This window comes from Propionicimonas sp. T2.31MG-18, assembly GCF_964266745.1.
Lineage (GTDB): Bacteria > Actinomycetota > Actinomycetes > Propionibacteriales > Propionibacteriaceae > Propionicimonas.
In genome coordinates, this window is sequence record NZ_CAXWGX010000026.1 from 52,122 (window position 1) to 66,644 (window position 14,523).

Consider the following 14,523-nt stretch of genomic DNA (forward strand, 5'->3'; position numbering starts at 1 on the left):
TCCGGATTCCGCCGCCGCCCGAGGGGCGTCACCACGCTTCTCAGGCGCTGGTCGAGACTCTGTGTACGAAGTTCGGCATTTTTCCAGAACCCGTTTACCAATGGTGGGAGGTGCGGCATAGTAATTCGTGTACGGGAGGGTACCTGTCGCCCCCGGGCGGCGGAGAACTGAACAGAAAAAGGATGCACCGCCATGCACACCTTCCGTACCGTGCGCTCACGCGCACTCGCTGTCGTGACCCTCGGCCTGACCGTCGCGCTGAGCGTTCCTGCCCTGCCGGCCTCCGCCGAGGACAGCGCGCCCGCCCCGGCCCCGGCCGCCACCATCGCGAAGCTGTCGCCGGGCTCCGGCGTGACCTCCGGTGGCGCCGTGGTCACCATCACCGGCACCGGCTTCACCGACGTGTCGGCCGTCACGCTGGGCTCCGTCCCCGTGACCCGGTTCGACGTCGTCTCCGCGGTCAAGCTGACCGTGATCACCCCGCCGCTCGAGGCGGGCACCTACGCGCTCTCCGTGACGACCCCGGCCGGCACGACGACCGCCGGGACGTACACGGTCCGCACCTTCACCGACGAGGTGCTGCGCCTGGTGAACGAGGCCCGCTCCACCGCCCGCAAGTGCGGGTCGACGAAGTACAAGGCCGTCCGGCCCGTACGCGCGGACGCGACCCTCGCCCGGGTCGCCACCGCCCACAGCGCCGACATGGCGCGGCGCGACTACTTCAGCCACACCTCGAAGAACGGCGACTCCCCGTTCGACCGCATGAAGGACGCCGGCTACCGCTACAGCTCCGCGGGCGAGAACATCGCCGCCGGCTTCCGGACCCCGAGTTCCGTGGTCAACGCCTGGCTGAAGAGCCCCGGCCACTGCCGCAACATCATGAAGCGCAGCTATACCGAGCTCGGTGTCGGCTACGCCGTCGGCGGCACCTACGGAACCTACTGGACGCAGGACTTCGGCAACCCCCGCTGAAGCCCCCTTTCGGCCGGTCGCAAGGAACGATTTCCGCCGTTCCGACCGGCCACCCGGCCCAGCCGCCCATCCCCCCGCGGTGCCCCGGCACCCACGGCTGGACCGGAACCGCGCCGGCTGCGCGGGCACGTCAGGGAGGTGCCCGCACAGCCGGCGTTACGTCGTTCCCGGGTCCCGCCGCGACACGTGTCGCGGAATGGTCAGGATTCGCCGCCGCACCCCGGGCCGGGCCATGCTTGTCGAGGACCCGTCCGGACCGGTAGAGAGGCGTCCATGACCACCCTGCGATCCCGCGAGGCCGCCGGCGACACCGACTGGTGGCGCAGCGCGGTGGTGTACCAGATCTACCCGCGCAGCTTCGCCGACGACAACGGCGACGGCGTCGGTGACATCAACGGCATCAGATCGCGCCTGCCGCACCTCGCCCGGCTGGGGGTGGACGCCATCTGGATCAACCCCTGGTACCCCTCGCCCATGAAGGACGCCGGCTACGACGTCTCCGACTACCGGGCGATCGAGCCGGTGTTCGGCACGATGGCCGATGCGGAGGCGCTGATGGCCGAGGCGCACGCGCTCGGCATCCGGGTGATCCTCGACATCGTGCCCAACCACACCTCGGACCAGCACCCGTGGTTCCAGGCGGCACTCGCCGCGGGCCCGGGCTCGCCCGAGCGGGCGCGGTACATCTTCCGGGACGGGCGCGGTCCGGGCGGAGACCTGCCGCCGAACGACTGGCGCAGCGAGTTCGGCGGGCCGGCGTGGAGCCGGGTCACCGAGGCCGACGGGCGTCCGGGCCAGTGGTACCTGCGGCTGTTCGCCCCCGAGCAGCCCGACGTGAACTGGGACCACCCCGACGTGCACGCCGAGTTCGAGCAGAGCCTGCGGTTCTGGTTCGACCGGGGTGTCGACGGCTTCCGCATCGACGTGGCCCACGGCCTGGTGAAGGACGCGGGCCTCGCCGACGTCGCCGGGCTGGAGTTCCCGCTGCCCGACGGCACGCCAGAGGGCGTCGAGCACCCGCACTGGGACCAGCCGGGGGTGCACGACATCTTCCGCCGCTGGCGGGCGGTCGCCGACTCCTACGACGGCCCGCGGGTGTTCTGCGGGGAGATCTGGGTGGGCAGGGACCACCGGCTCACCGCCTACCTGCGTCCCGACGAGCTGCACACGGCGTTCAACTTCAACTTCCTGATGGCCCCGTGGCTGGCGTCCGCCCTGCGCGAGACGATCACCTCCACGCTGGCGGCCCACGCAGCGGTCGGCGCCCCGGCCACCTGGGTGCTGGGCAACCACGACGTCTGCCGGCCGGTCTCCCGCTACGCCCGGCCGCAGGACCGCGTGCGCGAGGGGTTCCCCTCCCTCCAGGGGTACCTCGGCCTGCCCGCCGACCTGGACGCCGGGCGGCGCCGGGCACGGGCCGCGGCCCTGCTGAGCCTGGCCCTGCCCGGCGGCGCCTACGTCTTCGCCGGCGAGGAGCTGGGACTGCCAGAGGTCGAGGACATCCCGCTGGAGGCACGCCAGGATCCGATGGTGGCCGGCACCGGGGGCGCCAACATCGGCCGGGACGGCTGCCGCGTCCCGCTGCCGTGGACGACCGACGGCTCGAGCTTCGGGTTCGGGCCCGACGGCGGTGCCGCCCCGTGGCTGCCCCAGCCGCCCGACTGGGGACGCTGGAGCACGGCGGCCCAGGAGGGCGACCCGGCGTCGTTCCTCGAGCTGTACCGCGCGGCCCTCTCCGTGCGCGGCGGACACCCCGCCCTCGGCGACGGTGCGCTCGCCTGGGTGGACGCGGGCCCCGACGTGCTCGCCTTCACCCGCGAGCCGGGCTTCGGCTGCTGGGTGAACCTCGGCACCGACCCGGTGCCCCTCCCCGCCGGACGCGTCCTTGTGGCCAGCGGCCCGCTCGGCGACGGCGCCCTGCCGGCCGACACGGCCGCCTGGCTGGCGCTGGGCTGACCCGGGGCACGGGGCCCCGGCGCGAACGCAATTCAGGGCTACTGCCCGCCGCCGGGGGCCCGGTCCCCTAGCCTGATCGTCGGGGTGGACGGCGGTGTCCGCCGACGACAGGAGGTTCAGATGGCAGGCAAGTTCGAGGTGTACGCCGACGCGAAGGGCGAGTACCGCTGGCGGCTGAAGGCCTCCAACGGACAGACCATCGCCACCGGTGGCGAGGGCTACGCCAGCAAGGCCAACGCCAAGGCGGGCATCGAGTCGGTCCGCAAGAACGCTCCCGAAGCCGAGATCGTCGAGGTCTGACGCGCAAAGGGAAAGGGCCGGGAGATCTCCCGGCCCTTTTCTCGTGCGTGGTGTCAGGCGGCAGCGGGTGCCCGCGCCTCCACGTCCTCGACCGACCCCGAGGCGGCGCTGCGCAGCCCCCAGCCGAGCACGATCCCCAGGACGCCCACCCCGATCGCGAAGAGCGCGACGCCGAACGCGATCACCGACGTGAACAGCGACGAGCGCAGGAACGACGCGGTCATCGCCGTCTGGCGCAGCGGGTCGTCCTGGGCGAGTTCGGCGTAGGTCTTGCCGCCGGTGGCCTTCAGCGCATGGCCGGCGATCACGTCCGCCTGGACGAACGCCTCCAGCGGGCCGGTGACCTTCGCGCCGGCGAACATCGGGGCGTCCTTCGAGACGGTGATGTTCTCTGCGGCGAGCTTCGCGCTCACCATCCCCCAGGTCACGCCGCCGGCCAGCACCATCAGCAGGCCGATCAGGATGCTCACCAGTCCCAGCGTCCGCGCCGTCCTCGCCCGGGAAGAACTCCTCGCCATGGCTACTCCTTCGTGTGTATCGCCGGCGCCTCCTCGCGCCGGAATGTAGGTAAGCCTAACCTTGCCCGGACGATCGGGTTGCGCTTTCGACGAAGTCGCTGACCAGCCACCGAAAACGCCGCCCGGCTCCCCGCGGCGTGCGTAGGGTGTGCGCACCATGACCGCCCTGATCGTCACCGAGTCGCTGTTCGGCAACACGCTCGCCATCGCCGAGGCGATCGGTGCCGGGATCGCCGAGGTGCGCGGGCGCGACGGCGTGCGGGTCGTGCACGCCTCGGAAGCGCCGGCGGTCATCCCCACCGACGTCGACCTCCTGGTGGTCGGCGCCCCCACCCACACGCTGTCGCTGCCCAACGCGGGTAGCCGCAGGGACGCCCGGAGGAAGGGCGCGGCCGAGCAGGGCGGCGCCGGCGTCCGGGAGTGGATCCGGACGGTCGACCTCCCGCCGCGGCTGACCGTGGCCACCTTCGACACCTCGATCCACCTGCGCATCCAGCTGGGCACCGCGGCTCGCGCCGCCGCCGGGGCGCTGCGCCGTCGTGGCGCCCAGACCACCGTGGGGCCGTCCTTCTGGGTCACCGGCATGGAGGGCCCGCTCGCGGACGGCGAGCTGCCGCGGGCCACGGCCTGGGGCCGGGAGCTCGCCGCGCGCACGGGACCCTGAGCGCGGGCGCCCGGCATCCGGCCCCCGGGCCCGTCCCCCGTCCGGGTGACACCTCCCCGCCCGCGGGTTCCCCGGACGGTATATTGACAAGGCCCGGGCAGCAACCAAGGGGAAAGTGATGCGCACGACATCGACGCCTCGTCGTCTCGCAGGACTCGTCGTCGCCTCGGTGGGCCTGGTGCTGCCGCTGGCGGTCACCGCCGCACCGCCGGCCGTGGCGGCGGACAGGACGAGCACCACAGAGGCCCGTCGCGTCGACCGCGTCAAGACCCCGAAGATCAGCTGGGTCGAGGACGTGGAGCGCGGTGGCTACACCGGCAAGGCCAAGCTCCCGCTCGACTACGACAAGCCGACCGGGTCCACCGTCACCGTCGCCCTGTTCAAGGTGCCCGCCGCCGACCCGTCCCGGAAACTCGGCACGCTGTTCCTGAACCCCGGAGGCCCCGGTGCCTCGGGCGTCGACATGGCCGCCGACGCGGTGAACTTCCTCTCCCAGTCCGTGCTCGACCGGTTCGACATCGTCGGCTTCGACCCGCGCGGGACGAACCGCTCCACCGAGGTGACCTGCTTCTCCAGCCCCGGCGCGCAGGCCTCCGCCCTGTCGGGGCTCAGCGGCGCGTTCCCGGCGGCGTCGGAGCAGTCCGCCTTCCTGGCCTCCAAGGCGAAGCTCGGGTCGGCGTGCTCCACCTACGGCGCGAAGCTGGCCTCGGCGATGTCGACCGCCCAGGTCGCCCGTGACCTGGACGTGCTGCGCCGGGCCGTCGGCGACAAGAAGCTGAACTACCTGGGGTTCTCCTACGGCAGCTACCTCGGCGAGGTGTACGCCAACCTGTTCCCCGACCGCTTCCGGGCGATCGCCGTCGACGGGGTCCTCGACCCCGTCGCCTACGCAGGGACCAGCCTCACGAAGGGGACACCGGCGAGCATCCGTCTCAAGAGCGCCGAAGGTTCGTGGGCGGCGCTGCGCGCCGGGCTCGAGGCCTGCGCGGACGCCGGAGAGGACTACTGCCTGCTCTCCGACCCCCAGGCCGACTTCGACCAGGTGGCCGCGGCCATGAAGGCGTCGCCCCTGACGATCGGCGACGGCGACGCGTCCTACCAGTACCGCTACGCCGACTTCGTCTACGACATGCTCAGCCTGCTGTACTACCCCGAGGGCATGAACTACGTCGTCCAGACCGTCGCGGCGCTGAAGCAGATGATCGACGACGGCACCCAGACCACCTCCGGCAAGGAGGCCGGCGATCGCGCCGCCGGCCTGGTGCTGGCCCTGCACGAGGCCACCGCCTCGCTGGACGCCGGCTACGACAACGGCCTCGAGGCGTACTCCAGCGTGCTGTGCACCGACGCCTACCAGCCCTCGAGCACGAGCACGTGGCTGGCCGCCACCGCCAAGGCCAACGCCCGTGCCCCTCACTTCGGGCAGCTGTGGGGCTGGACGGACGTGCAGTGCGCGACCGGCTCCTGGAAGGCGAAGGACGAGGACGCCTACCACGGCACCTACAGCCGGAACACGGCGGCGCCGGTGCTCATCGTGGGCAACTACCACGACCCGGCCACCAACTACGGCGGCGCGGTGGAGGCCAGCCTGCTGATGCCGAACAGCGTGCTCCTGCGCAGCGACTCGTGGGGGCACACGGCCTACGGCACGTCCGACTGCGTCACCGACCGCGTGGACGGCTACCTGCTCACCGGCGCGGTACCCGCCGGCACCGCCGACACGGTCTGCACCGGTGACGTGCAGCCGTTCGCGATCCCGCTGGTCGGCGACCCCGGTTCCGGCGGCGCGGGCACCATCAAGGTGCCGTCGCGCGACGGGCTGCCGAAGGTCCAGCTGCCCTGGGAGCGCACGGACGGCTGAGGGTCACTCCCGGCGCAGGAGGTCCTTGCGCAGGTGGACGAGCGTCACCTTGTCGTCCACGCGCGCCCGCCGCTGTTCGACGTAGCCCGCCGCCCGGTAGAGCCGCAGGTTCCCCTCGCTGAGGTGTCCGGTGAACAGGAGCGCCTCCGTGGCGGGAGCGGCAGCCTCCGCCCGGGCCAGCAGCGCCGAGCCGATGCCGCGCCCCTGCAGGGCCGGACGCACGGCCAGCCGGCCGATCGCGAGGCTGTCCCCGTCCACCCGCACGCGCACCGAGCCTGCGATCCGCCCGTCCCACAGAGCGACGAAGCCGTACCCGCCGGTCAGGTCGGCGAGGACGCCGTCGGCCTCCTCGCGCAACGGCGGCAGCGCCGGGTCGTCGTAGAGGCGCGCCTCCACGGCGAACGCCTCCCGCTGCACCTCGAGCACGTCCGCCACGTCGTCGGCCCCCATCGGCCGCACGATCAGTCCCTCCATCACGCCCTCCCGGCGGCATCCTTGCGCATCGGGCGGCAATCATGCGTAGTTCTACGACGGCCCAACGGCCCATCGCGGCCCTCCGGAGGCCTTATGGTGAAATGCAACCAGGGGGAGGCAACTGCCACTGGGTAGCCCCCGGGGCTTGCACGAACTGGGGGGCGAGTGCAGGGAACGCCACCACGAACCCATCCGACTCGAGCGTCCGGCAGGTTTGACTGGCCTCAATGGCCGGCCGCTCGAGTTCCGGTTCGGTGAGTTCCCGCCACTCCGGGGCTACCTGAGGGCAGCGCCTCAACCAGGCAAGGCGACGAGGAGGACCGGTGGGGGCCGGGAATCCTGGGGGCGTCGTCGAGTGACACCGGGGGCCGTACCCCGATGCACAGTTCCCACCCTCCAGAACGAGCTCGGGGGAGCCGCACTGGGTGGGACGCATCGCACGGACGGTTTTCAGCAGGCAGCTACCCGGTCGAACAGCCTGGAGGAGGACTGAGCCTCGGCCGGCCCGGAACAATTCCGGGCCGGTTTGGCTTTTCCCCTCTGTGTCGCTCCGGTGCGTGACGCTCCCGCGACCCGCGCCCGCCGCGCCCAGAACCACTCCTCGCGACCCGGAGGCCGAACCATGACCGCCACCAGAGACTCCCTGCCCGACGTGCAGTCCGACCGGCTGCCGGACGGGGCGGTGCGCGTCCTGGCCGTCCTGCTCATCGGCGCGTTCGTGGTGATCCTCAACGAGACGGCGATGAACGTGGCGCTCTCGCGGATCATGACCGACCTCGCCATCGACGAACGCACAGCGCAGTGGCTCACCACCGGGTTCATGCTCACCATGGCCGTGGTCATCCCGATCACCGGCTGGGTCATGCGACGACTCTCCGCGCGTGCCGTCTTCACGCTCGCGATGTCGCTGTTCAGCGCCGGCACCCTGATCGCCGCGCTCGGCTGGGCCTTCCCCAGCCTGCTCGCCGGCCGCCTGGTGCAGGCCAGCGGCACGGCGATCATGATGCCGCTGCTGATGACGACCGTGATGGAGCTCGTCCCTGCGTCCCGGCGCGGGCGCGTGATGGGCACGATCAGCCTGGTGATCTCCGCCGCGCCCGCGGTGGGCCCGACGATGTCCGGGCTGATCCTCCAGTTCCTGCCGTGGCGGTTCGTCTTCGTCCTCGTGCTGCCGATCGCCCTCACCATCCTCTTCGTGGGCATGCGGCTCGTGCCCACCCTGAACGAGCCGGACCCGGTGAAGCTGGACGGGCTGAGCGTCCCGCTCGCCGCGCTGGGCTTCGGGGGGCTCGTGTACGGGCTGAGCCTCGTCGGCAGCCCGACCGCAGGGTGGACGCTGGAACTGGCGCTGGCCATCGGCACGGCCTCGCTGGGCCTGTTCGTGTGGCGCCAGCTCGTGCTCCAGCGCACGGACGCGGCGCTGCTCGACCTGCGCACCTTCACCCACCCGATCTTCACCACCGCGCTGGGCGTGATGGCGATCGCCATGGCGGTGATGTTCGGCACGATCATCGCCCTGCCGCTGATCCTGCAGCAGGTCCTGCACGCCGAGCCCCTGTCCGTCGGCCTGCTCCTGCTGCCCGGCGCGCTGCTCACCGGCCTCCTCGGCCCGGTCGTGGGACGGCTCTACGACCGCGTCGGGCCCCGCTGGCTCACCGTCCCCGGCTCGCTGGCAGCCCTCACCGCCCTGGTCCTGTTCGCCCAGGTGTCGGTGGCCACCCCGTGGTGGTTCCTGCTCATCGCCCACCTCTGCCTCAGTCTCGGCCTGGCGTTCATGTTCACCCCGCTGTTCACGATCTCGCTGGGCGCGCTGCCGCCCCACCTGTACGGGCACGGCTCGGCGATGGTGGGCACCGTCCAGCAGGTGGCCGGTGCCGCCGGCACCGCGCTGTTCGTCACCGTGATGTCCACGGTGGCGGCCCGCCAGCCGCTCGGCACCACGTCCGCAGAAGCGCTCGCCGCCGGCGCGCGGACCGCCTTCCTCAGCGTCGCGGGCCTGTGGCTGATCGGCATCGCGGCCACGTTCTTCCTGCGCAAGCCGGCGGACGCCGCAGCACCGCACGCCACCCACTGAGCGCGGGGCGACCCGCCGGAGGCACACGGCCGTAAGCTCGTCTGGTGCCGACACCCGAGTTCATCCTCGCCCTGCGCGAGAAGGTGGGAACCACGCGCCTGTGGCTGTCCGGGGCGACCGCCGTCGTCGTCCGCGAGGGCGCCCGCGGCGAGGAGGTGCTCCTGGTGCGCCGCGCGGACAACGGCGAGTGGACGCCCGTGGCGGGCATCGTCGACCCCGGTGAGCACCCCCGGCTGACCGCCGTCCGCGAGGTGGCCGAGGAGACAGCGGTGACCGCGGAGGTGGTGCGGCTGGTGTGGCTGGGGGTGAGCGACGTGATCGTCTACGACAACGGCGACGAGACCCAGTACATCGACCACGTGTTCCGCTGCCGCTGGGTGGACGGCGACCCGTTCCCGGCCGACGGCGAGGCGTCCGAGACCGCCTTCTTCGCCGTCGACGCGATGCCGCCGATGTCCTGGCGGCACGCCGAGCAGGTTCGCCTCGCCCTGGCCAACCTGCCGGAGGCACACCTGGGTTGACGTCCGTCCCGACCCTCCGCGGGAGCCGGGGCGCGTGGTCGGCCGGGGCGAGCGCACCCGGCCGGGGAAGGAGCGCGATGAGCCTCGAGGTCGTCGGCATCGTCGGGGTGCTGGTGGTGGTCGCGGTGACCGCGCTGGCGCCCCGCCTGGGGGTGGCCGCACCGCTGCTCCTGGTCGGGCTGGGCCTCACCCTCGGCGTGCTGCCCTTCGTCGAGGACGTCACCGTCTCGCCGGAGTGGATCCTGGCCGTCCTGCTGCCGCCGCTGCTCTACTCGGCAGCGGTCAACACCCCCACCATGGACTTCCGGCGCGACTTCCGGCTCATCTCCGGCTTCTCCGTGGTTCTCGTGGCCACCTCGGCGGTGGTGATCGGCCTGGTGGCCACCCTGCTGATCCCCGGGCTGCCGCTGGGGTACGGGATCGCGCTCGGTGCCATCGTCAGCCCGACCGACGCCGTCGCCACCAGCATCGTGCGGCAGGCGGGCGTCACGCCGCGCGTGGTCACCGTCCTGGAGGGCGAGAGCATGCTGAACGACGCCTCGGCCCTGGTGCTGCTGCGCTCCGCCGTGGCGGCGGCCGGGGTGTCGGTGTCGCTGTGGCAGGTCGCGGGCCAGTTCCTGTGGGCGGTCGGAGCCGCGGTGGCCATCGGCTACGCGGTCGGTCGGCTGAACCTGGCCGTGCGCTCGCGGATCAGCCAGGTGCCCGGCAACGTCGCCCTCTCGCTGGTCGTGCCCTTCCTCGCGCACCTGCCGGCCGAGCACCTGGGCGCGTCCGGCCTGGTCGCGGTGGTCACGGCCGGGCTGGTGACCGGCCACGGCGCTCACCGCAGCCTGACCGCGGAGGACCGCCTGGCCGAACGCGCCGTGTGGCGGACGATCGAGCTGCTGCTGGAGAGCGCCGTGTTCCTGCTGGTCGGGCTGGAGGCCCCGGCACTGGCCGAGGACCTCGTCGCGCAGGGCGGGAGCCTTCCCGTTGCGGTCCTCGTCGCCGTGGTGGCCGGCGGCATCGCGCTCGCCATCCGTGCGGGGTTCGTGGCGTGGTCGGTGTGGTCGCTGGCCCGGCGCGCCCGGCACTTCCCCGCGCTGCGGGAGCGGCTCACCACCATGCAGGACCGGCTCGACGACGGGCAGGAGCCGCTCCCCGCGGCGGAGGCCGGGCGCGGGACCCGCCGCACGGCCCGGCGCCTGGCGCTCAAGGCGCGGGGCGCGTCAACGACGCCGCAGGAGCGGATCGGTCGCTGGCAGCGCATGGTGGGGCAGCGCCTGGCCGACCTCGACTACCTCGCCGCCCAGCAGTTCGGCTGGCGTGACGGCGTGATCCTGGTCTGGGCGGGGATGCGGGGCGCGGTGACCGTCGCGGCGGCCCAGACCCTGCCGGCGCAGGCGCCCCACCGCTCCCTGCTGGTGCTGGTGGCCGCGGTGGTCGCCGTCGGCAGCCTGCTGGTGCAGGGCATCAGCCTGGGAGCGCTGGCGACCCGCCTCGGGCTCACGGGGCAGGCCGGCGGCGACGACCCCGAGCTGTGGGCGGCCCTCCAGGCCGAGCTGGGACGCGCGGCGCTGGCGCGGCTGGCCGGCGAGCCCGACGCCTACCCGCCGGAGTTCGTGGAGCGCGTCCGCCGCAGCCTCGGCCGTGCGGCCGGCGACGACGACTTCGCCCCGGCCGGTCCCGCAGCCCGGGAACGCCTGGCGCGGCTGCGCGCGCTGCGCCTGGACCTGATCGCCGTCCAGCGGGAAGAGCTGCTGGCCCTGCGGGACATCGGCAACTACCCCTCCGGGATGCTCGATGCGGCGCTGTCCCAGCTGGACGCCGAGCAGCTGGGCCTCGAACTGCGCCGAACCTGAGTAGCATCGCCGCCAACCGACCACAGGAGGGCCCGCCGATGCTCCCGTTCGCCGAACTGCACCTCCACCTCGAGGGCACGCTCGAGCCGGAGATGGTGTTCGAGCTGGCCGAGCGCAACCGGGTTGCGCTCCCCTGGCGGGACGCGGACGACCTGCGCGGGCGCTACTCCTACGGCTGCCTCCAGGACTTCCTGGACCTGTACTACGCGAACATGGCGGTGCTGCGCACCGAGGCCGACTTCGCCGAGCTGACCGACGCCTACCTCGCCCGTGCCGCGCGGGCCGGCGTGGTGCGCGCAGAGGTGTTCTGCGACCTCCAGGCGCACACGGCGCGTGGCGTGCCGGCGCCGGTCGTGCTGTCCGGGGTGGCGGACGCCCTCGGGCGCGCGGAGGCCGACCACGGCGTGAGCGCCGGGCTGATCCTGACCTTCCTCCGCCACCTGCCCGCAGAGGACGCGGCCCGCAGCTACGCCGAGGCGATCGCGACCGGGGTGGACCTGTTGGGCGTGGGCCTGTGCTCCTCCGAGATCGGGTTCCCCGCCGCGCCGTTCGCCGACCTGTACGCGCGGGCCAGGGCCGACGGCCTGCACACGGTCGCCCACGCCGGCGAGGAGGGCGGGCCGGACTCCGTGTGGGAGGTGCTGGAGCACCTGCGGGTCGAGCGGGTGGACCACGGGATCCGGGCGATGTCCGATCCGGAGCTCGTGCGCCACCTCGCAGAGCGGCGCATCCCGCTCACCGTCTGCCCACTGTCGAACGTGCGCCTGCGCGCCGTCGGCGAACTGTCCGCGCACCCGCTCCCGGCAATGCTGGACGCGGGGCTGGTGGCCTGCGTGAACTCCGACGACCCGGCCTACTTCGGGGGCTACCTCGACGACAACATCGCCGCGGTCACCGACGCGTTCGGCCTGACGCCCGACCAGGTGGCCACGCTGGCGCGCAACAGCATCGAGGCGTCGTTCCTGCCGGCCGCCGACAAGCAACGCCTGCTCTCCACCGTGCCTGCCTGACGCGCACGGCCGGGAACCGGCGCTCGGCGGGTCAGAGGTTGCGGACCCACGCGTCGGCGAGGGGCCACAGGAACGGCACCTGGTCGGCCTCGATGAGCGCGATGACCACCGCCACGACGGTCCAGCCGATCCAGGCGCCGAGCACGTCGACGATCCGGTTCGCGAGGATCTCGTTCTCCCCGAAGCCCGGGACGTACTTCTCGAAGAACTCCCAGGCGATCGTGATGACCGCGACCAGCAGCAGGGGGACGCCCCACAGCCCGAACATGCAGCCGGCGGTCGCGTGGACCCACGACCAGCGGTCGAAGGCCACCCGGTCGATGTCCTGGGGGCCGTCGCCCTTCTTGGCGACGATGTCGCGGTAGCCCAGCAGCAGGGCGAACACCACCCAGGCGACGGTGCCGGTGATCCGGATCACCCACGTGACGGTGCTCACCCGCGGGTCGAACGTGGCCAGTGACAGGCCGAGGAAGACCAGGACGACAACGGCGAACCCGATCGCGCTCGCCCACGGGACCCCGAACGGGGAGTTCTTCTGCACCACTGCTTCGGACATGGCGGCCGATCCCTCCCGAGCCCCCACGGGCTCGTCGCCACCAGCGTGCTCCGCGGCCCGCGCGCCCGCACTGGGCAAGTGTTCTCGCCCCACCGCTGTATCAGGAAGCCGGCATCGCGCCTCGGGCACGTGGGGCCCGGCGGTGGCTCACCGGCTTGTCAGGCGCCGTCTCGGCTGGGGCCTTCCGGCACCTGACAAGCCGGGAGGGGTGACGGCCGCCGGTTGGACCCCGGGACTCCCGTGCGCGAAAAGCGCACCTCAATTCACCACTCACGCAACCCCGTGCCCACCGGACGGGGCGGCCGCGACGTGCTCCAGTTCACGTCGGCCACTCCACCACGCGTCCTGCCGGGGGTGCGTTCCCACCTGTCGAGCACTCATCCTCGGCGGGATCGACGAGGTCGGCAAGGTCAGAGGATTGCCACCGCACGACGGTGGGGCAGCCCTCGGGATTTCACCGGCGCGGGTGTACCCTCCCGCCGTCAGGCGAGCAGGTCGGCGTAGCCGGGGTTCCGGTCGAACCAGTGCACCACGTACGGGCAGACCGCGCGGACGCGCCACCGGCCCGCGGCGCGCACGTCGTCCATCGCGTACCGGACGAGCCGTCCGGCGACGCCCCGTCCGCCGACCTCCGGGAGCACCTCGGTGTGGTCGAAGGCTGCCACGTCGCCGGTCAGCTCGTAGTGCGCCTCCCCGACCGCGCGGCCGTCGATGAGCACCTCGTAGCGGTTCGCCTCGCGGTCGTGGCGGAACTCCTCTGCCATTGAGGCTCCCGTCCTCCGGCCCCACGGCCGGTGCAGCAACTGTCGCACCCCGCACCAGGTCGGCGGGGCCACCCACCCCTTACCCACCGCTATGGTCTAGAGGTGCGAACCCAGGGCGTGGCCGTGCACCCGGCGCTCCGGGCAGGGGCGCTCGCCCTGGCCGCGACCGTGCTCGTGGGGTGCCAGGCCGTCGCCGGGGTGACGCCGCCCCCGGTGTCCGCGGTGTCCGGCGCGGCCGTCCCGCCGCAGGGCGCCACCGACGCGTCCGCCTCCCCTGCCACCGCTACCGCCGTGGCCTCGGCCACCGCCACCGAGCCCGCCCCGGGGTCGCAGCACCCGACGCCGGAGGCGTCGTTGGCGGGGCGCGTGATCGTCATCGACCCCGGGCACAACGGTGTCTGGACGCGTCGCGAACTGCGGGAGGTGCCCAGCGGTAACGGGCGCACGAAACCCTGCAACTCCTCGGGGACCGCCACCAACGACGGCTATCCCGAGCACGCCTACAACTGGGCGCAGGCGAAGGCACTGGCCGCCGCGCTGCGCGCCCGCGGCGCCCGGGTGCTGCTGACCCGTCCGGACGACCACGGCGAAGGGCCGTGCGTGAACCGGCGCTCGACGCTCGCCAACGACGAGCGGGCGGACGCGCTGGTGTCGATCCACGCCGACGGCAGCTTCGCGTCGGGAGCGCGCGGGTTCCACGTGATCGTGAGCACCACGATGGCGGGCGGCTCCCCTGTCGAGAAGGCGTCCCTCGCGCTGGCCAGGACGCTGCGGCACGCGCTGGAGAGCGGGACGCCGATGCCCCGCTCCACCTACATCGGAGGGGGCAGCGCGCTCAGCCTGCGCAGCGACCTCGGCACCCTCAACCTGTCGATGCGGACGGCCGTGATGCTCGAGATGGGCAACATGCGCAACGCCAGGGACGCCCGCCTGCTGCGCTCGGCGTCCTTCCGCGAGAAGGCGGCCGAGGCCCTGGCGGACGGCCTGGTGGCCGCGCTCGCCTGAGCCGTCG

The 14,523-nt window shown here is 72.9% G+C and carries 14 protein-coding genes; 10 read left to right on the top strand and 4 right to left on the bottom strand.

The window, feature by feature from the left end; all coding sequences use genetic code 11:
• The first annotated feature begins 192 nt into the window (after positions 1 to 192).
• The 3 genes from ACFQQJ_RS10865 (at position 193) to ACFQQJ_RS10875 (ending at position 3,228) form a co-directional block, all read left to right on the top strand.
• Complete coding sequence (locus ACFQQJ_RS10865; RefSeq protein ID WP_377106400.1) at positions 193 to 972, top strand: CAP domain-containing protein; 780 nt, start codon at positions 193 to 195, stop codon at positions 970 to 972.
• 273 nt (positions 973 to 1,245) lie between these two features.
• Positions 1,246 to 2,928 (top strand): glycoside hydrolase family 13 protein, encoded by a 1,683-nt coding sequence (locus ACFQQJ_RS10870; protein WP_377106401.1) that lies wholly within the window; start codon positions 1,246 to 1,248, stop codon positions 2,926 to 2,928.
• 120 nt (positions 2,929 to 3,048) lie between these two features.
• Positions 3,049 to 3,228, top strand: a complete 180-nt coding sequence (locus tag ACFQQJ_RS10875; RefSeq protein WP_377106402.1) for an HVO_2922 family protein — start codon at positions 3,049 to 3,051, stop codon at positions 3,226 to 3,228.
• Positions 3,229 to 3,281: 53 nt separating this feature from the next.
• Here the strand turns inward: ACFQQJ_RS10875 and ACFQQJ_RS10880 are convergent, their stop codons facing one another.
• Positions 3,282 to 3,746: an aromatic ring-opening dioxygenase LigA gene (locus ACFQQJ_RS10880; protein ID WP_377106403.1), complete on the bottom strand. Its 465-nt coding sequence runs from the start codon at positions 3,744 to 3,746 to the stop codon at positions 3,282 to 3,284.
• 157 nt (positions 3,747 to 3,903) lie between these two features.
• Between ACFQQJ_RS10880 and ACFQQJ_RS10885 the strand changes: the two genes are divergently transcribed.
• Together ACFQQJ_RS10885 and ACFQQJ_RS10890 are read left to right on the top strand one after the other, a co-directional pair.
• A complete protein-coding gene (locus ACFQQJ_RS10885) occupies positions 3,904 to 4,410 on the top strand; it encodes a flavodoxin family protein (RefSeq protein WP_377106404.1) in 507 nt (168 codons plus the stop codon).
• Positions 4,411 to 4,528: 118 nt separating this feature from the next.
• On the top strand, positions 4,529 to 6,271 hold the full coding sequence (locus ACFQQJ_RS10890; RefSeq protein ID WP_377106405.1) for an alpha/beta hydrolase: 1,743 nt from the start codon (positions 4,529 to 4,531) through the stop codon (positions 6,269 to 6,271).
• A 3-nt stretch (positions 6,272 to 6,274) separates the two neighbouring features.
• Here ACFQQJ_RS10890 and ACFQQJ_RS10895 read toward each other — a convergent pair whose 3' ends face one another.
• Complete coding sequence (locus tag ACFQQJ_RS10895) at positions 6,275 to 6,745, bottom strand: GNAT family N-acetyltransferase (protein WP_377106406.1); 471 nt, start codon at positions 6,743 to 6,745, stop codon at positions 6,275 to 6,277.
• Positions 6,746 to 7,367: 622 nt separating this feature from the next.
• Between ACFQQJ_RS10895 and ACFQQJ_RS10900 the strand changes: the two genes are divergently transcribed.
• The 4 genes from ACFQQJ_RS10900 (at position 7,368) to ACFQQJ_RS10915 (ending at position 12,191) form a co-directional block, all read left to right on the top strand.
• Positions 7,368 to 8,819 carry a DHA2 family efflux MFS transporter permease subunit gene (locus ACFQQJ_RS10900; RefSeq protein ID WP_377106407.1) on the top strand — a complete coding sequence of 484 codons (1,452 nt, stop codon included), beginning with the start codon at positions 7,368 to 7,370 and terminating at the stop codon, positions 8,817 to 8,819.
• 44 nt (positions 8,820 to 8,863) lie between these two features.
• Entirely contained in the window at positions 8,864 to 9,340 is a 477-nt protein-coding gene (locus ACFQQJ_RS10905; RefSeq protein WP_377106409.1) for an NUDIX domain-containing protein, read from the top strand.
• Positions 9,341 to 9,417: 77 nt separating this feature from the next.
• Entirely contained in the window at positions 9,418 to 11,181 is a 1,764-nt protein-coding gene (locus ACFQQJ_RS10910; RefSeq protein ID WP_377106411.1) for a cation:proton antiporter, read from the top strand.
• Positions 11,182 to 11,219: 38 nt separating this feature from the next.
• Entirely contained in the window at positions 11,220 to 12,191 is a 972-nt protein-coding gene (locus ACFQQJ_RS10915; RefSeq protein WP_377106413.1) for an adenosine deaminase, read from the top strand.
• A gap of 31 nt (positions 12,192 to 12,222) precedes the next feature.
• On the opposite strand, the gene ACFQQJ_RS10920 is transcribed toward ACFQQJ_RS10915, so the two are convergent.
• Positions 12,223 to 12,747, bottom strand: coding sequence for a hypothetical protein (locus ACFQQJ_RS10920; RefSeq protein WP_377106415.1), 525 nt, complete (start codon positions 12,745 to 12,747; stop codon positions 12,223 to 12,225).
• 482 nt (positions 12,748 to 13,229) lie between these two features.
• The gene (locus tag ACFQQJ_RS10925; RefSeq protein ID WP_377106416.1) at positions 13,230 to 13,598 is read right to left on the bottom strand and encodes a GNAT family N-acetyltransferase; all 369 of its coding nucleotides are present in this window, start codon (positions 13,596 to 13,598) and stop codon (positions 13,230 to 13,232) included.
• Positions 13,599 to 13,613: 15 nt separating this feature from the next.
• Here ACFQQJ_RS10925 and ACFQQJ_RS10930 point away from each other — a divergent pair, with 15 nt between their 5' ends.
• A complete protein-coding gene (locus tag ACFQQJ_RS10930) occupies positions 13,614 to 14,516 on the top strand; it encodes an N-acetylmuramoyl-L-alanine amidase (protein ID WP_377106418.1) in 903 nt (300 codons plus the stop codon).
• Positions 14,517 to 14,523: the final 7 nt, after the last annotated feature.